17 protein-coding genes are annotated in these 22,064 nt (G+C 65.9%); 9 read left to right on the forward strand and 8 right to left on the reverse strand.

Features of this window, described 5'->3' with window-relative positions:
• Nucleotides 1–15: 15 nt before the first annotated feature.
• The 3 genes from MXA07_RS09235 to MXA07_RS09245 all read right to left on the reverse strand — a co-directional run bounded on the left by MXA07_RS09235 (nt 16) and on the right by MXA07_RS09245 (nt 3,947).
• The gene (locus MXA07_RS09235; RefSeq protein ID WP_247728315.1) at nt 16–1,881 is read right to left on the reverse strand and encodes a PAS domain-containing sensor histidine kinase; all 1,866 of its coding nucleotides are present in this window, start codon (nt 1,879–1,881) and stop codon (nt 16–18) included.
• A gap of 159 nt (nt 1,882–2,040) precedes the next feature.
• Nucleotides 2,041–3,207, reverse strand: coding sequence for a pyridoxal phosphate-dependent aminotransferase (locus MXA07_RS09240; RefSeq protein ID WP_247728316.1), 1,167 nt, complete (start codon nt 3,205–3,207; stop codon nt 2,041–2,043).
• Between the two features lie 218 nt (nt 3,208–3,425).
• Nucleotides 3,426–3,947 carry a hypothetical protein gene (locus MXA07_RS09245; RefSeq protein WP_247728317.1) on the reverse strand — a complete coding sequence of 174 codons (522 nt, stop codon included), beginning with the start codon at nt 3,945–3,947 and terminating at the stop codon, nt 3,426–3,428.
• Between the two features lie 156 nt (nt 3,948–4,103).
• On the opposite strand from MXA07_RS09245, the gene MXA07_RS09250 reads away from it, so the two are divergent.
• Complete coding sequence (locus tag MXA07_RS09250; protein WP_247728318.1) at nt 4,104–4,667, forward strand: thioredoxin family protein; 564 nt, start codon at nt 4,104–4,106, stop codon at nt 4,665–4,667.
• A 35-nt stretch (nt 4,668–4,702) separates the two neighbouring features.
• Here the strand turns inward: MXA07_RS09250 and MXA07_RS09255 are convergent, their stop codons facing one another.
• Nucleotides 4,703–5,167 (reverse strand): dCTP deaminase/dUTPase family protein, encoded by a 465-nt coding sequence (locus MXA07_RS09255; protein WP_247728319.1) that lies wholly within the window; start codon nt 5,165–5,167, stop codon nt 4,703–4,705.
• Nucleotides 5,168–5,288: 121 nt separating this feature from the next.
• Nucleotides 5,289–5,711 (reverse strand): hypothetical protein, encoded by a 423-nt coding sequence (locus MXA07_RS09260; RefSeq protein ID WP_247728320.1) that lies wholly within the window; start codon nt 5,709–5,711, stop codon nt 5,289–5,291.
• Nucleotides 5,712–6,101: 390 nt separating this feature from the next.
• On the opposite strand from MXA07_RS09260, the gene MXA07_RS09265 reads away from it, so the two are divergent.
• A complete protein-coding gene (locus tag MXA07_RS09265) occupies nt 6,102–7,376 on the forward strand; it encodes a KaiC domain-containing protein (RefSeq protein WP_247728321.1) in 1,275 nt (424 codons plus the stop codon).
• 12 nt (nt 7,377–7,388) lie between these two features.
• Here MXA07_RS09265 and MXA07_RS09270 read toward each other — a convergent pair whose 3' ends face one another.
• A complete protein-coding gene (locus tag MXA07_RS09270) occupies nt 7,389–8,204 on the reverse strand; it encodes a DUF7001 family protein (protein ID WP_247728322.1) in 816 nt (271 codons plus the stop codon).
• Nucleotides 8,205–8,371: 167 nt separating this feature from the next.
• On the opposite strand from MXA07_RS09270, the gene MXA07_RS09275 reads away from it, so the two are divergent.
• The 7 genes from MXA07_RS09275 to MXA07_RS09305 all read left to right on the forward strand — a co-directional run bounded on the left by MXA07_RS09275 (nt 8,372) and on the right by MXA07_RS09305 (nt 19,901).
• Nucleotides 8,372–10,039 (forward strand): SagB/ThcOx family dehydrogenase, encoded by a 1,668-nt coding sequence (locus MXA07_RS09275; protein WP_247728323.1) that lies wholly within the window; start codon nt 8,372–8,374, stop codon nt 10,037–10,039.
• Between the two features lie 325 nt (nt 10,040–10,364).
• The gene (locus tag MXA07_RS09280) at nt 10,365–12,092 is read left to right on the forward strand and encodes a PKD domain-containing protein (RefSeq protein ID WP_247728324.1); all 1,728 of its coding nucleotides are present in this window, start codon (nt 10,365–10,367) and stop codon (nt 12,090–12,092) included.
• 377 nt (nt 12,093–12,469) lie between these two features.
• Nucleotides 12,470–13,954, forward strand: a complete 1,485-nt coding sequence (locus tag MXA07_RS09285) for an LVIVD repeat-containing protein (protein ID WP_247728325.1) — start codon at nt 12,470–12,472, stop codon at nt 13,952–13,954.
• A gap of 268 nt (nt 13,955–14,222) precedes the next feature.
• Nucleotides 14,223–15,917, forward strand: coding sequence for a PKD domain-containing protein (locus tag MXA07_RS09290; RefSeq protein ID WP_247728326.1), 1,695 nt, complete (start codon nt 14,223–14,225; stop codon nt 15,915–15,917).
• Nucleotides 15,918–16,159: 242 nt separating this feature from the next.
• Nucleotides 16,160–17,869 (forward strand): PKD domain-containing protein, encoded by a 1,710-nt coding sequence (locus tag MXA07_RS09295; protein WP_247728327.1) that lies wholly within the window; start codon nt 16,160–16,162, stop codon nt 17,867–17,869.
• Between the two features lie 311 nt (nt 17,870–18,180).
• Nucleotides 18,181–18,699, forward strand: coding sequence for a hypothetical protein (locus MXA07_RS09300; protein ID WP_247728328.1), 519 nt, complete (start codon nt 18,181–18,183; stop codon nt 18,697–18,699).
• Nucleotides 18,696–19,901 carry a PKD domain-containing protein gene (locus tag MXA07_RS09305; RefSeq protein WP_247728329.1) on the forward strand — a complete coding sequence of 402 codons (1,206 nt, stop codon included), beginning with the start codon at nt 18,696–18,698 and terminating at the stop codon, nt 19,899–19,901. The genes MXA07_RS09300 and MXA07_RS09305 overlap by 4 nt, the downstream gene beginning before the upstream one ends.
• 171 nt (nt 19,902–20,072) lie before the next feature.
• On the opposite strand, the gene MXA07_RS09310 is transcribed toward MXA07_RS09305, so the two are convergent.
• Together MXA07_RS09310 and MXA07_RS09315 are read right to left on the reverse strand one after the other, a co-directional pair.
• Nucleotides 20,073–21,002 (reverse strand): sulfide-dependent adenosine diphosphate thiazole synthase, encoded by a 930-nt coding sequence (locus tag MXA07_RS09310; protein WP_247728330.1) that lies wholly within the window; start codon nt 21,000–21,002, stop codon nt 20,073–20,075.
• 260 nt (nt 21,003–21,262) lie between these two features.
• Nucleotides 21,263–22,051, reverse strand: coding sequence for a 4-phosphopantoate--beta-alanine ligase (locus MXA07_RS09315; RefSeq protein ID WP_247728331.1), 789 nt, complete (start codon nt 22,049–22,051; stop codon nt 21,263–21,265).
• Nucleotides 22,052–22,064 lie beyond the last annotated feature (13 nt).

Below are 22,064 nucleotides of genomic sequence, written 5' to 3' on the forward strand. Positions count from 1 at the left end.
GAGTGAACCATCCCGTCAGTCTGACGTCGGTTCCAGCGTGGTGACGTCGCGAACCTCGAACCGCGTCCCGCCGCGCTCGCCGACGCCGATGGAAACCGACCAGTCGTGCGCTTCGGCGATGGCCCGGGCGACGGCGAGGCCGAGTCCGTCCCGCGGTTGCTCGTCGATCGAGAAGTCCGGTATCGACGCCGACCCGGACGGCGGGTTCTTCGAGGCGTCGTCGAGAACGTAAAAGCCGCGCGAACCGGTCGGTCGGACGTCGACGCCCACGGTCCCGATCTGGATCGTGACGTCACCGACGGATCGGCTCGCCGCGTCGTTGAAGATGGTTTCGAGGAGGTATCGAAACCGATCGGGATCGGCTCGCAGCGTCGCCCCGTCCTCGACGACGACGGCGGCGCTCTCCAGTCGCGAGGCGGCGACGGCGTCGTCGATCGCCGTCTCCAGGTCGATTCGGGCGCGCGGTCCGACCGACGTGGCGTTGCGGGCGTACTCGCGAATGTCGTCGATCAGTCGCTCCGCGCGGTCGAGCGTCGCGGCCGCCTCGTCGACCGATTCGACCGTCGAATCCAGCTCGTATTCGCCCCCCTCCGGTTCGAGCGAGTTCGACACATCGTCAAGCTCTGCTTTCAGCTCCTCGGAGAGAACCGTCGCGACCGCTTCGAGTCGCTCCGACTGGCGTTCGAGGCGCTCGGTACGATCCCGGAGGATGCGCTCTCGATCCGCGCGGTCGAGCGCGGCGCGCGTGTTCTCCGCCAGCGTCGAGAGCAGTTCGAGGTCGGTCTCGTCGAAGCGGTTCGCTCGGAACGACCCCGTCATCAGGACGCCGTAGGATCCGATCGGCGCGATGATTTCGCTCTCTAAGGGCGTCTCGGGGTTGTAGACGCCCGACTCCTCGCTGAGATCGTCGTACAGGGTCGCGGTACCCTCCTCGAAGACGTCCCAGACGAGCCCCTCGCCCGGTCCGAACCGCGGGAGGCCGCCGAACTCCTCGTGCGCCCCGGCGGTCCCCGCGATCGGATCGAGGTAGCCCTGCTCCTGATCGAGCAACCAGATGCCGCTGATCGGCAGTTCGAGCAGGTCGCTGCCCGCGTGGACGGCGATCGCACAGATCTCCTCCGGGTCGGACGATTCGAGCAACCAGCGGGTGACCTCGTGTAACGAGTGGACGAGCCGTTCGAAGTCGCGTTGATCAGTCACGTCGTGAAAGACCAGCGCCAGGCTGGCCTCGGTCGATTCGATTCGCGCGATCCGGACCTCGGCCCGGTGATCGGTGGACGAATCGACCATGTAGCTGACGTCGAGGGTTCGTTGCGTCGCCTTTCCGGTTCCGACCTCCTCGATCGCCCGGCCGATCGCGACCGTATCGTCGTCCGGGATCGACGCGCGATCGGTGACGAGGTCGACGTGTTCCCCCACGAGGTCGGCTTCGTCCATGCCGAGCGCCCGGCCGGCGGTTTCGTTGACCGAGACGATCCGGTAGTCGGCGTCGAGCGTGATGACGCCGTCGTCGAGCGCCGACACGACCGCCGCTTGCTGTTCGAGGTGTGACTCCCTGCGTTTTCGCTCGTCGATGTCGAGGAGGAACACCGAGAGGCCGGACTCCGTCGGGTAGGCGCGCGATTCGTACCAGGTGTCGCCGCTCTCGGCGTAACAGTCTGCGGTCCGCATCGTGCCCGACCGCATCGCCTCGAAACAGACCTCGGAGAACGTCTCGTCCAGGCCGGGCGGAAGGACGTCCCAGAGCAGGCGTCCCGCGACCGATTCGTTCGAGTCGTCGAAGAGTCCTCGCGCGGACTGATTGCAGTGGGTCAGTCGCCAGTCGCTGTCGACGGTGAAGTAGACGTCAGAAATGCGTTCGAGGGCTGAGTCACCGGACATTTGGGTGTACCGTCATCGTGCGTGGGTGAACGCGGTGTCGTCGGCTCGCGTCTCGGGGACGTTCGCGCGCTGTTCGTCTCGCCCGTTTCGACGGAGAGTATTTCAGTGTCGTGGCCGCCGGCGCGGCGAATGGCGGCTCTTCCGGCCCGACGGCCGGCGTCACTCCCGTGCGGCGACGGTCGGCCGATCGCGCAGGAACGTTTCGATGCGTTCGAACGCCGCCGCCAGTTGGGAGCGCGATGCCGCGTACGAGAGTCTGACGTGTCCCTCTCCCGCGGTGCCGAACGCGCTTCCCGGAACGACGGCGACGCCCGCGTCCTCGAGGAGGTCGCGGGCGAACGCGGTGTCGTCCCCGCCGCCCGGGATCCGGGGAAAGGCGTAGAACGCACCGTTCGGGTCCGCACAGTCGAAGCCCAGTTCGGCGAGTCGATCGGTGACGACGCGTCGCCGGTCGTCGTAGGTCGCGACCGTCTCGGCGACGGCGTCGTCACCCGATTCGAGCGCAGCCAGCGCCGCGTGCTGGGCCGTCGTCGGCGCGCTCAGCATCGTGTACTGGTGAATGCGGTTCATGGCGTCGACGACGCGGGTCGGGCCGATCGCGTAGCCCAGCCGGAAGCCGGTCATCGCGTAGGCTTTCGAGAACCCGTTGATCACGACCGTTCGCTCGGCCATGCCCGGCAGCGAGGCGATCGAGACGTGCTCGCGGTCGTAGGTGAACGGGGCGTAGATCTCGTCGGCGACGACGGCGAGATCGTGCTCCCGGGCGAACGCGGCGATCTCCGCGAGCGTGGACCGATCGTAGGTGCGACCGGTCGGATTGTTCGGGTAGTTGAGCAGGAGGAGGTCGGCCGCCTCTGCACCGGCCGCCCGGAGTCTCTCGACCGAGAGTTCGAACCCCTCGTCGGGTGACGTCTCGACCGGCAGAACCTCGCCTCCGGAAAACGTCACGCCCGAGGGGTACGAGACGTAACTCGGTTCCGCCATGGCGACGACGTCGCCGGGGTCGACCAGCGCCCTGAGCGCGAGGTCGATCGCCTCGCTGGCACCGGCGGTCACCAGGACCGCCTCCGGCTCGACCGTCAGGTCGTACCGCTCGACGTGGTCCGCGATCGCCTCGCGAAGCTCGCGCATCCCCCGGTTTGCCGTGTAGTTCGTCCGGTCGGATTCGATCGACTCGATCGCGGCCGTCCGGACGGCCGGGGCGAGCGAGACGTCGGGTTCGCCGACGCTCAGCGAGATCACGTCGTCTCGCTCGGCGGCGATCTCGAAGAACTCGCGGATGCCGGAGGAGTCGACCGCTGTCACCCGGTCTGCGGGGTCGATCATCGAATCACCGACCCTCCGGCGACGGCGAGGAACCGGCAGCGACGTCCGGTGATCGATTGGTGGCGAGTCGGGCGGCGGCGCGAGCGCTCGTAACGAGGGGGACACTCGGCAGCTCGGTACGGTCAGTTCGCTCGCGCGACCCGATCATGGTGGTGGTAATTCACCCCGAACGTATTACAGCTTCGGAACCGTCGACTCTCGACGTGCCGTGTTTGGGGTCAGTACTCCCGGAAGAGGATCGCTTTGACGTCGTCTTTCGTCTGGACGTCCTCCGTCCCGCCGTCGGGCAACTCGACGCGGTAGCGGTAGTCCCCCGCGGGGGACTCCGCCCACTTTTCCTCGTGGGTGTCCAGCAGGTTCATCATCTTATCGAGCATCGCGTCGTCGTCGCCGGTCTCCGCCTCGCCTTCGTCGGCCGGCTCTTCGGAGGCGTCATCGGTAGATTCGCCGTCGGCGTCTTCGTCGGAGTCATCGTCAGCGTCCTCGCCGGATTCGTCCGCCGCGTTCGGCGCCGACTCGGTCGTCAGTTCGTCGTCGATGCCATCGAAGCTGATCGTCGTCCCGTCGCCGGCGTCGACGTCGAGCGTCAGGTCGCCGTCGGTGTCGAGATGGTCGATCAGGAACTGGACCGCGTCGCAGTCCCGACAGGTGCCGTATCGGCCGACGACCTCGCGCGAGAGCTCTTCGCGAAGCTGCGTGAGAAACGCGTGCTGTGCGTCCGTCACCTCGATCGTTTGCATATCCTGGCGATGTGGCGGGAGGTACATAACTGTTCGAGCCGGCGGGTCGTGCCGGTTTGCGATCGTCCGCCGGTTCGGCCGCCTTCCGATACAGCAGGGTCCGGTCGACGGGAACTCGATCCGCGCCCTTTTGGCCGCTCCGGCCGTGCAACCCACATGGTCGAGATGGAATCCTCACCGGCTCTCGAAGCGGGGGACGCGGCCCCCGATTTCGAACTGCGCGGGGCGGACGGCGAAACTCACACCCTCGAGTCGTTCGACGACGCCCGCGCGTTGCTGATCGTGTTCACGTGCAATCACTGTCCGTACGCCGAGGCGAAGTTCGACGTGCTCAACGAACTCGCCGCCGAGTACGACGACGCGGCGGTCGTCGGGATCAACCCGAACGACGCCGAACAGTACCCCGAGGACTCCCTCGATCGAATGGTCGAACTCGTCGAGGACGGAACGATCGACTGGGACGCGTACCTGCGGGACGAATCCCAGGCCGTCGCCGACGCCTACGGCGCGGTCTGTACGCCGGATCCGTACCTCTTCGAGTGCGATGGCGGTGAGTGGCACCTCGCCTATCAGGGACGGCTCGACGACGCCCTGAACCCGGACGACGAGCCGACCCGGTATCACATCAGAGAGGCGATCGACGCCGTTCTCGCCGGCGAGTCCGTCGATCTCGACTGGCAGCCCTCGCGGGGCTGCTCGATCAAGTGGCGCGAGGAGTGAGCGGCCCATCGAGCACGGAGCGCGACGACCGACCGTCAGGCGCTCGAGTCGGGCGACGGCGCCCCGTCGACCGCCACGAGCGTGGAGATCCGCGCGTTCTCCTTGAGGTCGATGCCGCCGGCCGGCACCGAGAGCGCGAGGAGCGGGAGATGCGAGTCGACCAGGACGGACGGGTGGGAGGCGCCCCGGGCGAGGAGTTCGTTTCGCGGCTGGAGGAACAGCGAGGCCTCGGGCTCGCCGGCGAGGAACTCGTTGTACTGGACGACGTACTGGCCGCCGTCGAGTTCCCACCACTCGTAGGTGTCCTCGGCCGATCGCTGGACCGACTCGACCGGTTCGAGGTCGGCGTCGGCCGCTTCGTCACCGCCGAAGTCGAGCGCCCCGGGTTCGGAGATCCGGTAGAGCACGCTGGCGGTCAGGTCGACGCCGCGCTCGTGGACCTGCGTCGGTTCGTGGATCAGGTTCTCCACGGCCTCCGAAACTGGGTTCGAGACGGACATGGTGTGGCGTATTCGCCTTCTCGTGGCATCCTCAAGATTGTTCCGCTCATCCGGACCGATCGGCGGGTCGGATCAGCGGAGGCGTCGGTCCTCTCGTGGACGGCAACGCCCCCGTTCCGTGTCAGTACTCCGGACCCGTCTCGAGAATGTCGTCGGACGGGGGAACGCGGGACGAGGAGCCGTACTCGCGGAACGCGAGGTAGACGGTCGTGACGATGCCGGCGAGGGCGACACCGACGACCGCGTGGACGAGTTCGGCTTCACCCTGGAACGCGACCGACGCGGCGCTCCGGCCGAGACCGACGGACAGCGACCCACCGAGGACGACCAGCCAGAGCCCCAGGGCGACCGTCGCGTGCGTCCGTCGGTCGACGGTCTCGACCCACCGGGCCAGGAGCGCGCAACCGAGCAGGATCGTTCCGGCTGCCAGCCCGCCGGCGACGAGGCCACCAGCGGCGAACAACCCGCTGGCCCCGACGAAGCAAGTGATGCCGGCCGCCGGACGCAGGCGGCCCCCACAGCGGTGTGCGAACGCGGATTGCACGGTTGTTGGCGGCACCTGTCGCCCGACCCTGAAATAGTTGTTGGGCGAGAGCGGTGACGGCGGTCGAGCGGACTGTCACCTCAGGGGGCGAGACGCCGGAAACGACGAGGCGTCGATCGCGGCGTGCCTCAGTCCGACCGTCGCTGGCCAGTCTTGCGGGCACCGGTTGCGTCCGAGTGGGGGACGACGGGCCCAGCGGCAGACGTGCCACTGTGACGCGGGCGACCCGTCTGCGAAGCTCCGACTACGGCAACAACATATATCTTCGTGGAATCCGACCGTTTCGCGTAACGACGGACGTCACTGTGACCCCCACCGCTCCCGCCGGTCGCGCACTATCGGCTTCGTCCACAGAGCGCCGGCTGAGTGCGACACCGTCCGGTGATTTCGATGGCTGAAGAGTTGCAGGACGACTGGTTCGAACGCGCCATGGCGGCGGCCGACGACGAACCGGTCGAAGGTGACGACGAATCGGCGGGGGGCGAGGGCGAATCGGAAGCGGCCGACGGCGAGCCGATCGAGGCCCACGAGGGGACGGAGATCGAGACCGACCCGGCCGAGACCGACGACGGGACGGACGACACGATCGAGCACGGAGCGGCGACGGAATCTGCCCTCGGCCGGAACGGGAACGAGGCCGATACAGCGATCGATCGGTTCGACACGGCGGGCGAGGCCAACGGATCCGACGAACCGGACGACCGATCGGCGCCCGTCGACACTGTCGCGGGCGGCGATTCCGCCGAAACGACGGCGCGGTCGACCGCTGGGTCCGAACCGGCTGCGCCGGAGGCGACCGCGTCCGCGGACGAGTCGGACGGACTCTTCGAGGAGGACTTCGGATCCGCGCTCCAGTCCGCCGGGGCGCCGTCGATGGGCGGGTCCGGCGGCGGGCCTGACAGGTTCTCCGACGTCGACTTCGGCCTCGACGAGGGGACGCCGGATTTCGACGAGGATCTCGAGACGTCGCTTGCGCGCATTCAACTGGGAATCGAGGGGCTGGACCAGATGATCCAGGGCGGCATTCCGGAACGGTCGCTCATGGTAGCCATCGGAAGCGCGGGGACGGGCAAGACGACCTGCGGGTTGCAGTTTCTGAACCACGGACTCGAAAACGGGGAACGAGGCGTCTACATCACGCTCGAGGAGTCGCGCTCGCGCGTCATCAACAGCGCGACGGAGAAGGGCTGGCGGTTCGACGAGTTCGACGACCGCGGCGATCTGGCCATCGTCGACGTCGACCCCGTCGAGATGGCGACCCAGCTTGATGCGATCCAGGACGAACTCCCGGCGCTTATCGAGGACTTCGGGGCGAGTCGACTGGTCCTGGATTCGGTCTCGCTGCTCGAAATGATGTACGAGGACCGCGCCGCCCGTCGCAACGAGATCTACGATTTCACGAAGAGCCTGAAACGGGCGGGCGTGACGGCGCTCCTGACGAGCGAAGCGGCCGAGAACACGCCATATGCCTCGCGATACGGCATCGTCGAGTACCTCACGGACGCGGTGTTCGTCCTCCAGTACGTTCGCCCCGACGACTTCCGCGAGACGCGCCTGGCCGTCGAGATTCAGAAGATCCGCGACGCCAACCACTCCCGCGAGAAGAAACCCTACGAGATCACCAACGAGGGCATCTCGGTGCACCAGCAAGCGAACCTGTTCTGAGGCCCCGGGTCGTTACTCGGCGGCCGAACCGTCTGTCCGTCTCCCGTCAGGGTCGTACCGCCTGGCGTGTTCGGGACAGAACGCGGGGTCGCGGAGTTGCGCTTCGACGAGCGTCTCGTGGTAGTGGGCGTTGTAAAGCCGACAGCCCTCGGTCTCGCAGAACGCCTCCCCGGTCGTCAGGTAGTGGACTGCCCCGAGGACGTACCCCTTGAGCGCGTCGGTCGTCCGGGGGTCGTCCTCGATCAGAAAGTCGCCGTCGACCTGGTTCTCGAGGACTTCGCGGGGCGGCGCGTCGCCCGCGAGCATGGCGTGTTTTTGCTGTTCCTTGTAGTACCCCTCGGGCTTGGCCGGCGCCTCGTAGAGGCCGGGGACGGAGCACAGCGCGGGCTGGCCCAGGACGCTCACGCGCTTGTGCCAGCGCCCGTCGTGGTCGCCCCAGGTGCCGAGCGCGCGATCGAGCAACACGACGTGTGCCGTCGAGAGATCGGCGTCGTTCTCTGGCAGGCGTCCGTTGAGCGCGCGCTGGACGGCCAGCCCGTCGTAGAGGACGCCGCCCTCGCGGGTCGGGTCCTCGAGGGCGCGTTCCTCGTACCGGACGATGCCGAGCATGGTGGAGCCCGTCTCGCGGTCGTACGGCGACGTGACCCTGGCGCTCGCGAACTCGCGCGGGAGGTCCTCGGTCGCGTACCGATCCAGGAACCGCTCTTCGACGGTAACCGACGGCGGTTCCTCGAACGCGACCGAGAGGCGTTCGCGGAGCCACGACGCCAGCTCGTCCGCGTCCGCCTGGGTCGTTGGTGCGGCGTAGAGTCGGACCCGATCGACCATATCGTCGCTACGATCACCCCCACCGAAACGGTTGCGGTCTCGAGGGCGGCCGTCGACGCTCGCGGAACTCCAAATCGCTCGGCCGGCTGCGCGAGGGGGTCGATCCGAGCCAATGGCCTCGTTCGGCTGGCCCAATAGCTTTGGTCGGGCCGCCGTACGTTGTGGGTATGACCGACGCACGCTCGTTTCACGAGGCGACGAACCACCACCCGGAGGATATCCACGCGGCACCGGATCGAGATTCGACGACTCGACCGCCACCGGAAAAGCGGTACGCGGATCGCCCCGTCGTCGAGCTAGACGGAATCGCACCGCCGTGGAGTTCGACGCTGTCGCTGCTCACCGAGACGCGGACCGACCCGCGTCCAGACGCGGCGGGGCCGGCCTCAGACCGGGTGGACGCCGAGACCGTCGCGACGCTCTGTTACGAGGCGTCCGGGATCACGAGCGTGGTCGAACGGGACGGGGCGCCGTACGCGTTCCGCGCGGCTTCCTGCACCGGCAAGCTCTATCACGTCGAGTGTTACGTCGTCTGCGGCGATCTCGATGGGATCGACGCGGGCGTCTACCACTTCGACCCGACTCGATTCGGGCTCGACGCCATCCGGACTGGCGACGTCCGGAACGCGCTCGCGACGGCGGTGGGCGACCCGTCGACCGGCTCGAGACCGGCCGAGCGCGTCTCGAACGCGCCGGTGACCGTGGTGACGACGTCACACTGGTGGCGCAACGCCTGGAAGTACGCCGATCGGACTTACCGACACGCCTTCTGGGATAGCGGGACCGTCCTGGCGAATCTGCTCGCCGCGGCCCACGGGTGTTCGCTCCCCGCAGACGTCGTCGCCGGATTCGCGGACGACCAAGTGGCTCGCCTGCTCGGCGTCGATCCGACCGAGGAAGGTCCCACCGCGGTCGTTCCGATCGGCGACGGTCGGTCCGCGCCCGCCTCGACGACCCTCGAGGCGATCGATCCGTCGATCGAATCGCCAACGAACGAGGCGGTGTCGGTCTCGGCTATCAGGGACGCGTGGACGGCCAGTTCGCTGACGGACGGATCCGACGCCGACGAGTGGCGGGACCGCGTTCGGGCGTTTCGTTCCGATCCGAGCCGTGGACGGAACGGAACGGGTTCCGAGCCAGTCGGTTCGAGGGACGGTCACGGCCCGCCGGCCGGGGACTCCCCGGCCCAGACGGCGAGCGGAGCGACGGACGAACTGGCGACCGGTGGGACGACCGAGCGGATCGATTTCGCGCCGGCCGATCCCGCGACAGCCGGCGCGCACCCGTTCCATTCGGTCGTCCTCCGCCGCGGTTCGTGTCGGGACTACGCCAATGACGGCCCGACGAAACGGCAGGTGGCCACCGTCCTCGATCGAGCGACGCGCGGCGTGCCGGGCGACTGGAACGGCGGAAACGCCGATCATCTGTCGTTCCTCGACGCGTACGTGCTCGCGACCGGTGTCGAGGGGCTTCCCGACGGCTCGTATCGGTACCGGCCGGCGACGGATCGGCTCGGTCGCCTCGGCGACGTCGATCGCGAGACGAAAGCGCACCTGGCGCTCGACCAGCCGTGGGCCGGCGACGCTCACGTGACCGTTTACTTGCTCGCCGATCTCGACGCAATCGTCGATTCGCTCGGAAATCGGGGCTACCGACTTGCCCACCTCGAAGCGGGACTCACGCTCGGTCGGTTGTACCTCGCGACGTACGCCCACCGCGACCTCGGCGGCCTGGGACTGACGTTTTTCGACGACCTCGTGACCGAACATTTCGAGCCGGCGGCGAGCGGACGGGCGCCGATGACCTCGTTCGCCTTCGGTCGCCGCTCCGATTGATAGCCTCGTGCTGAAGCGAACTGATTCTCGATAGTACGGCTGCCACCGACCGGGCGCACCGACGCCGGTGTCGAGCGGTCGTGTCTCGCTCTGTCCTCGCGTGTACGGGTCGACGGGTTCTCTGGACCGCTGCGCTCGAACCTCGAACTCTGAATTCGTTCGCACGGCTCCCCGTCGCGGGCAGGGCTGAAGTCCGCTCTTACATCTCGCACCGCCGTTTCCGATCAACCTCTACCGATATCGGACCGATCACTTTGCAATTAATTATTTTATATATCTATGGTTGAAATAGATTAATAATACTCTGGAAAACATTGACTGTTGCATGACGGACGATAACTCCAATCCGGACAGACGAACAGTACTGCGCACCGCCGGCAGCCTCGCTGCCGCTGGTGCGGTCGGATCGACGGGTGCCCTCGCCCAGGAAACGGGGTCGACGCTCGACGGGAGCGCGGCCCAGGAGCCGATCTCGACGCTCAGTATCTCGGGCGGCGTGGCGGAGGGCGTCGTCTCGGACGACCAGCAGACCGCCTACGTCGCGATCGACCAGGGTTTCGTCAGCGTCGATATCACCGACCCCCAGAACCCGACGGAGCTGGCCCGGCGGACCGACACCGGGATGAGCGAAGTGCTGGACGTCAAGACGGCCGGTGACCGCGTCATCGCCGTCGGTCCGGGTAACTACGGGAGCCCGAGCGGCATGGGTCTCTACGACACCTCCGACCCGGCGAATCCGGAACTCCTCGAGTGGTACGAGACGAGCTACACCATTCACAACTCGGTGATGACCGAGGACATCGCGTTCCTCATCAACAACAGTGCGGCCCAGATCCACCTCATCGACATCTCGAACGACAACCCCTCGGAGATCACGAACTGGGGGCTCTCCGGCGCGTCGATCCTCCACGACATCTGGTGGCAGGACGACATCCTCTGGATGGCCTACTGGGACGACGGGACCGTGATGCTCGACGTGTCGGACCCGTCGAACCCGAGCATGATCGGGAAGGTCCGCGACGGGAGCGATCGCTACCCCAACAACGACCACTACGTGATTCTGACCGAGGACGCCTCGACCGTCGCCATCGGCAAGGAGCAACTGGGCGGCAACCCGCTCGGCATCGAGCTCTGGGACGTCTCCGACAAGACCGATACGACCCACCTCGCGGACATCGAACCGCCGTCGGTCGGGAGCGAGCGAACCTCGCACAATCTCGACATCAAAAACGGCCACCTCTACTCCTCGTGGTACAACGCGGGCGTGACCGTCCACGACATCACCGACCCGGCCAGCCCCGAGGAAGTGTATCACTGGCGGAGCGACGATTCGTCCTTCTGGACGGCGAAGGTCGGCGTCCCCGGCGAGTTCTTCATCGGCACCGACGAAGGCATCTCGGGCGGCAACAACCGCCTGTTCGTCTTCCCCGACCCCGCGGACGGCGGCGGGGACAACCAGCCGCCGATGGCTGATTTCGACGTTTCGAACCAGAATCCCACGGTGGGCGAATCCGTCGAGTTCGACGGGAGCGCCTCCTCGGACCCCGACGGGTCGATCACGAGCTACGAGTGGAGCTTCGGCGACGGTTCGATGGGCAGCGGTATGACCGCGACCCACTCCTACTCCTCGACCGGGATGTTCACCGCCGAGCTGACGGTGACGGACGACGCAGGCGCCACCGACACCACGACCCAGTCGCTCACCGTCGAAGAGGGCGGCGGCGACTGCGGTGCGGAGTCGGCCTCCGGTTCGGCTGACGGCTTCCTCGCGTGGTGGAACACGGAGGAAGTCTCCACGTACTCGACCCAGACCGCCAACCCCTGCGGCGTGACGGTCGAACTGGAGGGCCCCGGCTTCGCGAACTTCGACCTCTACGTCACGTACGACGGGCGCACGCCCACGCGCGACGATTACGACGATCGGTCGGCGGGCTCGGGCGCTAACGAGTCCGTCTCCGGCGACCTCTCCGGCTCCACGGACGTCGGCATTTTGGTGGCGGCCAGCGAGGGCTGGGGCGACTACTCCGTCTCCATCAGCGAAGACGGCGCCTAAGATCGAACCGAACTAGCACCCGTCCCCCGTTCGTGGCGATTTCTCTTCCCGCACGCTGACGCGCTGTCCCGCCGGGTTTCCGCGTCGGTGACGGACGCTCTACTCGTTCTCGAGCGCCGCAGCTGGGGCCGGCCACGGATCCGTCGGCAGTGGTTGCGAGTGGCAGAGATCGAAGTGCCGGTGTACTGGTTGGTGGGCTGTAGCCCCGAGTTTGTGTTCCCATTCAGGTCTGACCAGTCCGGCCACATTGGTCGGTTCGACCTTCCCCTCGACCTGCGTCTCTCGCCCGCCGAATATGACTGCGGTTATATATGATCTATAAATTGAATAATTTTATCTAAGAAATTTATTTATAATAATGGGTTGTCTCGGTGAGCATGGCATCCGATGACGAGAGACCGAACCGACGACGGGTTCTTCGATCGATGGGGGCGCTCGGTGCGCTGGGCGTGGCCAGTGGCGGTGCGAATCTGGCCGGTGCGAACGGGAGGGAGGCGACGAGATTCGCCTCGGAGACGAATGTCGCAGGGATCGATACCGAATCGGCCGATCCGATCGCGCGGCTCGACATCGGCGGCGGCATCGCCGAAGGGGTCGTCTCGGACGACCTGCGGACCGCCTACGTCGCGATCGACCAGGGTTTCGTCAGCGTCGATATCACCGACCCCCAGAACCCGACGGAGCTGGCCAGGCGGACCGACACCGGGATGAGCGAAGTGCTGGACGTCAAGACGGCCGGTGACCGCGTCATCGCGGTCGGTCCCGGGAACTTCGGCAATCCGAGGGGGATGGGCTACTACGATGTCACGGATCCGGCGAACCCCCAGCTCATCGAGTGGTACGAGACGAGTTATACGATTCACAACGCCTACCTCACCGAGGACATCGCGTATCTCATCAACAACGGCGCAGCGCAGATTCACCTGATCGACGTCTCCGACGACGATCCGACGGAGATCACGACCTACGACGGCGGTGGCAGCCCCCTGCACGACATCTACGTGCAGGACGACGTCCTCTACATGGCCTACTGGGATTACGGAACCCACCTGGTCGACGTCTCGAACCCCTCGAGCCCGAGCCCGATCGCCAAGGTCCGGGACGGGAGCGATCGGTACCCCAACAACGACCACTACGTGATCCCCAACGAGGACGGGACCATCGTCGCGATCGGCAAGGAGGAGATGACCGGGTCGCCCCTCGGCATCGAACTCTGGGATATCACGGACCCGACCGACACCGCCTTCCTCGCCGAAATCGAACCGCCGTCGGCCGGGAGTCAGCGGACGTCGCACAACCTCGACATCGTCGGCGACTACATGTACTCCTCGTTCTACGACGGCGGCGTCCGCGTCCACGACATAAGCGATCCGGCGAATCCGGACGAAATCTACAACTGGCGCGGCGACGGAGCGTCTTTCTGGACCGCGAAGGTCGGCGTCCCCGGCGAGTTCTTCATCGGCACCGACTACGGCAACGATTATCTCTACACCTTCCCCGACCCGGGCGATCACGGCGGCGGTGGTGGCGACTGCGGTGCGGAGTCGGCCTCCGGTTCGGCGGACGGCTTCCTCGCGTGGTGGAACACCGAGGAGGTAACCACGTACTCGACCCAGACCGCCAACCCCTGCGGCGTGACGGTCGAACTGGAGGGCCCCGGCTTCGCGAACTTCGACCTCTACGTCACGTACGACGGGCGCACGCCCACGCGCGACGATTACGACGATCGATCGGCGGGCTCGGGCGCTAGCGAGTCCGTCTCCGGCGACCTCTCCGGCTCCACGGACGTCGGCATCCTCGTCGATGGCGCCGACGGCTGGGGCGAGTACTCGGTGGCGATCGGGGAAGACGGCGTCAAGTAACGGGTCGTAAGGAGTCACCGCGCTCCCATCGCGGAGCGGGTTGCTTACCCGCCGCTGCTCGAACCAGTTGTCTGTCCCGCGTTCGTACTGCCGTTTCGCTATCCGACCGTCCGTCCCGGTACTTCGATTCGAACGATTTCGGTAGCTGTGATGGCAACGCAGTAACCGTAGCGACGGTACCAACTGTCCGACTGGCCGCCGGTCGGGAGGTGATATATTTTGCATACAAATATAGACTTAATACAATTAATGTTGTTGGTATCGGCGTATGTCCGACTCAGACTCACCTATCGAGCGACGATCGGTGTTGCGATCGATCGGCGCGGCGACCACGCTCGGCGCGCTCGGCGCCGGGCCAACGGCGTCTGCCCGTACGAGCGACTCGGCCGCGCTCACCGAGCCGCTCGGGACGGTCCAGATAGAAGGAACGACGAACGAGGCCGTCACGGGCGACGACGGCACGGTGGCGTACGTCTCCCGAGACACCGGATTCGCCACGGTCGACATCTCGGATCCGTCGAACCCGACCGTGCTGGCCAATCTCGGCGACACCGGGATCAGCGGGATCCTCGACGCGAAGGTCGACGGCGATCGACTGTTCCTCGCGGGCCGCCGCGACATCGGACTGTACGACATCTCCGACCCGGCGAACCCGACGCAACTGGACGCGTTCAACAACGGGTTCGGGATCCACAACTGCTTTCTCGACGATGGAATCGCGTTCGCCATCAACGATCCCGAGGCGGAGATCGTCATGTACGACGTGTCGAACGACGAGTTCGAGGAGATCGGCCGGTACAAACCGAGCGACCTGGGCGACAATCCCCTCCTGCACGATCTCTGGGTGCAGGACGACGTCATGTACATGGCGTACTGGAACGACGGGACGCCGATGGTCGACATCTCCGATCCCGCCGACCCCGAACTGATCGGGAAGGTCCGCGACGGCAGCGACAAGTTCCCGAACAACGACCACTACGTGCAGGTCAACGAGGACGCCTCGATCATCATCATCGGCAAGGAGGCCTTCGGTGACGGCCTCGGCGTCGAGATCTGGGACATCTCCGATCCCACCGACACCAGCTTCTTCGCGGAGATCGATCCGCCGTCCGAAGGTGGGACTCGAACCTCGCACAACTGCGACATCGTCGGCGACTACCTCTACTCGTCGTGGTACGGCGGTGGCGTTCGCGTTCACGATATCAGCGATCCCGCGAATCCGGAGGAGATCTACTGGTGGCGCCAGAACAACGTCAGCTTCTGGACGGCCAAGGTTGGCGTCGTCGGCGAGTCGTTCATCGCGAACGATTACGCCAACACTGAACTGTACGTGTTCCCCGATCCGCGCGAAGACGGAGGGGACAACGAGGCACCGTCGGCTGCGTTCGACGCGTCGCCGACGGATCCGTCGGTGGGCGAGACCGTCTCCGTCGACGCGGGCGCGTCGAGCGATCCAGACGGATCGATCACGAGCTACGAGTGGGACTTCGGCGACGGCGAGACGGCGACCGGCGAGACGGCTACTCACGCCTACGAGTCGACCGGCGAGTACACGGTCGCGCTGACGGTCACCGACGACGACGGTGCGACGGACTCGGCGTCGGAGTTGATCACGGTCGTTGACGATGGCGGCGAGTGCGGCGCCGAGTCCGAATCCACCACGGAGAGCGGATTTCTCGCCTGGTGGAACGGCGATGCGGTCCACACGTACGCCACCAAGACGTCCGATCCGTGCGGGGTGACGGTCGAACTGGAAGGCCCCGGCTTCGCGAACTTCGACCTCTACGTCACCTACGACGGACGCACACCGACGCGGGAGGATTACGACGACCGATCGGCGGGCGCTGGCTCCAGCGAATCCATCACCGGCGACCTGAGCGGTGCGACCGACGTCGGCATTCTCGTCGACGGTGTCGACGGCTGGGGCGAGTACTCGGTGACGATCGGCGAAGACGGCCGGTAACGATCCGACTTTAATTGCAGTACCGTCGACCCGATGGGTGCGATCGACCGATTGCGGGCAGATACCCCGATTCGACACCCCAGACAGTCGATCGGTCTCACGCGGTAACCGCGATGTCCGTCCCCGCCGTGGCGGTACTGGCGGGTCAAACACCGCGAACGCGACCGCACACGATCGGCAAATTTCCCCGATACCTTTAAACAAAAATTATAATAGCCTATTATTGTACTATGTCGTTACTCATGGCTCCGAATACATTCACACCAGATCGCCGGACGGTACTTTCGTCGCTCGCTGCATCGGTCGTCGGCGGGACCGTCGGTACGGGCACGGTCAGTGCACGGGCGGAGTTCGAACCGCTCGCCTCGATCGATATGGAAGGCGGTGTCGCCGAGGGCGTCGTGAGCGAGGACGGACAGACCGCCTATGTGTCGCTGTACGAGGGCGTCGCGATCGTCGACGTGTCCGACCCGGAGAATCCGACGGAGATCGCCAGACGGACGGATTCGGGACTGCAAGACGTGTGGGACGTCAAGGTCGAGGGCGATCGACTGATCGTCGTCGGCCCATCGGGTGTCGCGGGGGACGTCAACGGGATGGCCCTCTACGACGTGTCGGACCCGTCGAACCCCGAGGAACTCGCCTTTTACGAGACGGAGTACCCGATTCACAACGCGTACCTGACCGAGGATATCGCGTACATTATCAACAGTGCGGACGCGACGATCAACCTGATCGACGTTTCCGACGACGATCCGACGAAGCTCACCGAGTGGAGCCTGTCCGAAGACGCCAGCATCCTCCACGACGTCTGGGTGCAAGACGACGTCGCCTACCTCAGTTACTGGGACGACGGCACGGTGATGCTCGACGTCTCGAGTCCGTCGGATCCGTCGATGATCGGAAAGGTTCGGGACGGCAGTGACAAGTATCCGAATAACGACCACTACACAACGCTCAACGAGGCGGGGACCATCCTCGCCATCGGCAAAGAGGAGATGGTCGAAGAGCCGCTCGGGGTCGAACTCTGGGACGTTTCGGACAAGACGGATACGGAGTTCCTCGCGGAGATCCAGCCGCCGGAGTCGGGCAGCAACCGAACGTCGCACAATCTGGACATCGTCGGCGACTACCTCTACACCTCGTGGTACTACGGTGGCGTTCGCGTCCACGATATTTCGGATCCGTCGGACCCACAGGAGGTCGCGAGCTTCCAATCGATCGTCGCGTCGTTCTGGACCGCCAAGGTTGCCGTTCCCGGTGAATTCTTCATCTCCACGAACTCGTCCGTACAGGGTGGCGACGGCGGGTTCTATACGTTCCCCGACCCGGCAGACGATGGCGGTGGCGGCAACCGACCGCCGACCGCTAGCGTCGACGCGTCGCCGACGAATCCGTCGGTGGGCGAGACCGTCTCCGTCGACGCGAGCGCGTCGAGCGATCCGGACGGCTCCATCGACGGCTACGAGTGGGAATTCGGCGACGGCGAGACGGCGACCGGCGAGACGGCTACTCACGCCTACGAGTCGACCGGCGAGTACACGGTGGAGGTGACGGTCACCGACGACGACGGTGCGACGGACTCGGCGTCGGAGTTGATCACGGTCGGCGACGAGGGCGGCGAGTGCGGCGCCGAGACGGAGACGACGACCGAATCCGGATTCCTCGCCTGGTGGAACGGCGATGCGGTCCACACGTACGCCACCAAGACGTCCGATCCGTGCGGGGTGACGGTCGAACTGGAGGGCCCCGGCTTCGCGAACTTCGACCTCTACGTCACGTACGACGGGCGCACGCCTACGCGCGACGATTACGACGATCGGTCGGCGGGCTCGGGCGCTAGCGAGTCAGTTTCGAGCGATCTCGACGGTGCGACCGACGTCGGCATTCTCGTCGATGGCGCCGACGGCTGGGGCGAGTACTCGGTGACGATCGGCGAACGAGGACGATAAAGCCAGCCGACGCGATCCCGACACCATCGATGTCTGTCACTCCGTCGTAACCGTGCCTCCTCACGGTGCAGCCGTCGGTATCGACAGCACGAGGTCTATCGCGTCCGGGGATTGCTGGGTCGTGTACTGGGCCCGGGTGGCCGATCCGTGCGTCGGATCGGACTGCTCGGAACGTGATCGAACCGAGTTCCGTCCCCGGCACCGCTATCAGCCCCCTATTATACTGTGATGTTACATTACTTAATTATAATACAGGCATATATTTCTCAGACTAAGAAATACTGAAATATAATGCGTGCGTGCGTTCTTCCATGGGTGACAGTCACGATCACACTAGCGACCCGGTCGAGAGTAATTCGCCGATAGAACGCCGAACCGTCCTTCGGGCGGCCGGTGCGGCCGGCCTCGTTCCGTTCGTCAGCGTCGGCGCGGGTGCGAACGAAACGACCGCGACGCCGGCTTCGCTGCCGGACGTCATGCTGTCGAATCTGAGTAATCGGGCGCGGACGCTCGAACTCAGGCTCGGGACAACGACGTCTGGGGCCGGTCTGCAAACTGATCGAACGGCGGTTTCCCTCGCGCCGATGGAATCGACGACCATCGACTCGATCGGATCGGTCTTCGAGTCGACGATCGTCCAGACCGTCGGCGAGACCGGCAGCGCGACCCTCGCGATTTCGGACGCGGACGATCGGTACGATTCGATCTCGATCGAGGCCGGACTCGGCGATTCCAATCGGATCCTCGACGTCGTCGCCTATCCCGACGAGGTGCGTTTGACGCAAACCCACTTCGATAGCTTCGGGTTCGCCGGGGGTGAGTCCCAATGACGGACGCGTTCAACGTCTACGTCTACGCGAACACGTCGGGACTCGACGTCGAAACGCCGGCAAACGGACTTCAGGAGACGCTCGACATGATCGTCGCCGATTCCACGATTCCGGCGTTCGACGTCCAGATCATGGACGAGAACCCGAACATCCAGGCCGGTTCGATATACGATATGATTCAACCCTGGCGGCAGTGGCTGCAGCAAAACGACGCGTTCCAGGGGCCCGGCTCGCACCTGTTGGGCGCCGAAGGATACGGCGGCATCGCCGAAGGGTCCGGCCACGCGTGGATCGAGCCGATGGTCTGTGTCTCCATGCTGGAGGGGTTCGTCTTCTCCCAGGAGGTGCTCCACAACTTCATCAACAGCAGCCTCCCGGAAGTCCGGGAGATGGGCTACGCCCAGGACTACGAACACAGTCTGGGGAAGGTGTTCGAAGGCGCTGAGATTTCGCCCATGACCGCGGGATACGTGGAGGACGGACACGCCGCTGCGGGCCAGTGCGGTCGCGAGGAACCGAACGCTACGGAAGTCCTCACCCCGACCGAGTGTACGACGCTGGCCAACCAGTACAGCTGGGAGAACGACGACGGCGAAGGCGGTAACCAGCCACCCTCTGCGGGCTTCGACATCTCCCCGACCGACCCCGCGGTCGACGAGACGATCACCTTCGACGCGAGCGCCTCGAGCGACCCCGACGGGTCGATCACGAGCTACGAGTGGGACTTCGGCGACGGATCGACGGGAAGCGGCGAGACCGACACCCACTCCTATAGCGCCGCCGGCGAGTACACCGCCGAACTCACCGTGACCGACGACGCGGGCGCGACCGACTCGACCACGCAGACGGTCATGGTCGAGGAGGGCGAGGACTGCGGCGCCGATTCCGCGACGGGCTCAGCCGACGGCCACCTCGCGTGGTGGAACGAGGAGCAGGTGCACACGTACGCAACCCAGACGGCCAGCCCGTGCGGCGTGACGGTCGAACTCGACGGACCTGGTTTCGCCGACTTCGATCTGTACGTCACCTACGACGGGCGCACGCCGACCCGCGAGGACTACGACGATCGATCGGCCGGCTCCGGGGCCACCGAATCCGTCTCGGGGAGCCTCTCCGGCACGACCGACGTCGGCATCATGGTCTACGCGGCCGAGGGCTGGGGCGAGTATTCCGTCTCGATCACCGAAGACGGAACGCAGTAATCCCCATCGAACCGCAGGGAACCGGAGACTACCCGGTCTATTGGTCCGTACGTACGCTGCCCGAGTCGGAATTCGCGGTAGCTTCTCGATCAGTTTCGCATCGGCGACCCCGGCGGGTGGTCGATCACCGACGCCGGAGCGGAGACCGAACTCGGCAGGCTGGCTGATCGATCAGTCGTCGGCGGGCGTCGCGCGGCTGGTTATGTCGACCGGCTCTGCGTCGACGCCGAGTTCGTCGATCGCCTCCTGGGCGGCGCGCTTGCCCGAGACGAGCATGGCGCCGAAGGTCGGGCCCATGCGCGGCAGGCCGTAGGTCGTCGCCGTGGCCATCCCGGTCGCGATCAGGCCGTCGTGGACGAGCCCGGTATGCTCGACGACGGCGTCCTCGCTCTTGCCGACCCACATCGAGTCGTGCCCGGGCGAGTCGTGGCCGGGGGCGCCGTAGCTGTCGTCGCCGGTCTGGTCCATGCCCGTCGCCGCCGCCTCGGCCTCGCCGATGCCGGGAGCGTCGAGGACGCCGCGTTCGTCGAGTTTCTTGACTGCCATCGCGTCGTGGCCCGTCGCGTCGATGACGAGGTCCGCCTCGACCGCGATCGGGTCGACGCAGGTAATCTCGCGGGGCAGGGCGTGGACGGGCGTCCAGTTCATGACGATGCCGCCGACGCGGTGGTCCTCGCGGATGACGATGTCGGTGAACTCCGTCATGTTCTGCATCTTCGCGCCCGCGTCGCAGGCGGCCTTGATGAGGCCGGAACAGGCCTCCGGCCCGTTGGCGACGTACAGCCCCTCGCTGTCCTGCGATCGCTTGTAATCGACGTCGAGCTCGTCGAGGATGCGCTGGGCCGGGTCCCGGACGGTGACCTTGTTCATCAGGAAGCCGCCGAGCCAGAAGCCGCCGCCGAGGTAGTTGTTCTTCTCGACGACCATCGTCTTCACGCCGCGCTCGGAGAGTTCCTTCGCGGCCGTCAGCCCCGACGGCCCGCCGCCGATGACGATGACGTCCGAGTCCGAGAAGTCCATGAACTCCTCGGTCCACTCCTGTCCGATCGCGCGCGTTACGTCCGCTTCGCCGACGTCGCTGAACTGTTCGAAGTCGCTCATACAACCGGGTGTTATTCTCCGGTAGTGAAAAGGGTATCGTGACGGGTTTTCCGAACCAATTCGACGATCGGACCGCTTCGCCGGCTCGGTTCGGCCGCCGATCGCTCTCGCTCGCCGGTTGTCGAACGGGGTTGGCCGCCGTCGCGCACCGCTGTCTGGTATTCACAGACCGGACAACGGGAGACCAACTGTCGCAGCTCGAACCCACTCGCGTGGCATCGAGACTGCAACCCCTCGGAGTGGGTCGGCCCGAATCGGTCTCACTCGCCGGCGAGGTCGCCCGACCGAATTCGTTTCTCCGCGGCGGCCAGAGCCTCCTCCCGGTCGAACGAATCTACAATCTCCCGCAGCGTCGCCCGATCGGCGCCACCGAGATCGCGCGCGTGATCGGTCATATTCGGAATCGCCCGGATGATGTTGTCGACGATCGGGATCGCGGCGACCTGCGGCGAGCGCGAGAGCGGATTGAGGTCGACGACGATCTCGGTCTTATCGAGTTCGGCGAGCGCTTCGGCGCGATCGCCGTCTTCCAGCGGGACGAGTACCACGTCCGCGGCCGCGATGCCGTCGGCGTCGACCTTTCGCCGTTCGTGGTCGAGCCCGGGGATGCGCGCGTCCGCTTCGAGGCCTAGAACCTCATCGGCCCCGTGGCCCCGGAGGTGGTCGGCGATGCGTCGCATCCGCTCGGGCGTCCGGTTGAACAGGTTCACCTCGATCTTCGCCCCGGTCGCGTCCGCCAACTCGACGATCTCGCCGGGGACCAGCGCCGCGACGTTCCCGTTGACCGAGAGGACGGGGTGGTCGGCCAGCAACAGCTGGGCGGCGGCCGCCCGTTCGGCATCGTCCGCCGTCGGGATCGTCTCCTCGCCGAGGAGGTAGTCGAACGCGCTGCCGCGCCCCTCCGCGTGCATCCCCTGGAGGTGCGTGATTCCCTGCTCGACGCCCGCCTCGATCCGGTGGCGCGAGACGAGGTCCTCGTACCGGGGGTGGTCCGCCGGGATCTCCGTCTCGCGGTCGACCTCGGCGGGAACGCTCTCGTAGTCGCTCACGGCCGACCGATTC

This window comes from Halovivax limisalsi (assembly GCF_023093535.1).
Classification (GTDB): Archaea; Halobacteriota; Halobacteria; order Halobacteriales; family Natrialbaceae; genus Halovivax; species Halovivax limisalsi.

Bases quoted from the DNA above. Each gene is read 5' to 3' on its own strand.
- MXA07_RS09235 (WP_247728315.1), bottom strand. From the start codon at position 1,881: ATGTCCGGTGACTCAGCCCTCGAACGCATTTCTGACGTCTACTTCACC.
- MXA07_RS09245 (WP_247728317.1), bottom strand. From the start codon at position 3,947: ATGCAAACGATCGAGGTGACGGACGCACAGCACGCGTTTCTCACGCAG.
- MXA07_RS09250 (WP_247728318.1), top strand. From the start codon at position 4,104: ATGGTCGAGATGGAATCCTCACCGGCTCTCGAAGCGGGGGACGCGGCC.
- MXA07_RS09285 (WP_247728325.1), top strand. From the start codon at position 12,470: ATGGCATCCGATGACGAGAGACCGAACCGACGACGGGTTCTTCGATCG.
- MXA07_RS09280 (WP_247728324.1), top strand. From the start codon at position 10,365: ATGACGGACGATAACTCCAATCCGGACAGACGAACAGTACTGCGCACC.
- MXA07_RS09310 (WP_247728330.1), bottom strand. From the start codon at position 21,002: ATGAGCGACTTCGAACAGTTCAGCGACGTCGGCGAAGCGGACGTAACG.
- MXA07_RS09240 (WP_247728316.1), bottom strand. From the start codon at position 3,207: ATGATCGACCCCGCAGACCGGGTGACAGCGGTCGACTCCTCCGGCATC.
- MXA07_RS09270 (WP_247728322.1), bottom strand. From the start codon at position 8,204: ATGGTCGATCGGGTCCGACTCTACGCCGCACCAACGACCCAGGCGGAC.
- MXA07_RS09255 (WP_247728319.1), bottom strand. From the start codon at position 5,167: ATGTCCGTCTCGAACCCAGTTTCGGAGGCCGTGGAGAACCTGATCCAC.
- MXA07_RS09290 (WP_247728326.1), top strand. From the start codon at position 14,223: ATGTCCGACTCAGACTCACCTATCGAGCGACGATCGGTGTTGCGATCG.
- MXA07_RS09275 (WP_247728323.1), top strand. From the start codon at position 8,372: ATGACCGACGCACGCTCGTTTCACGAGGCGACGAACCACCACCCGGAG.
- MXA07_RS09265 (WP_247728321.1), top strand. From the start codon at position 6,102: ATGGCTGAAGAGTTGCAGGACGACTGGTTCGAACGCGCCATGGCGGCG.
- MXA07_RS09305 (WP_247728329.1), top strand. From the start codon at position 18,696: ATGACGGACGCGTTCAACGTCTACGTCTACGCGAACACGTCGGGACTC.
- MXA07_RS09300 (WP_247728328.1), top strand. From the start codon at position 18,181: ATGGGTGACAGTCACGATCACACTAGCGACCCGGTCGAGAGTAATTCG.
- MXA07_RS09295 (WP_247728327.1), top strand. From the start codon at position 16,160: ATGGCTCCGAATACATTCACACCAGATCGCCGGACGGTACTTTCGTCG.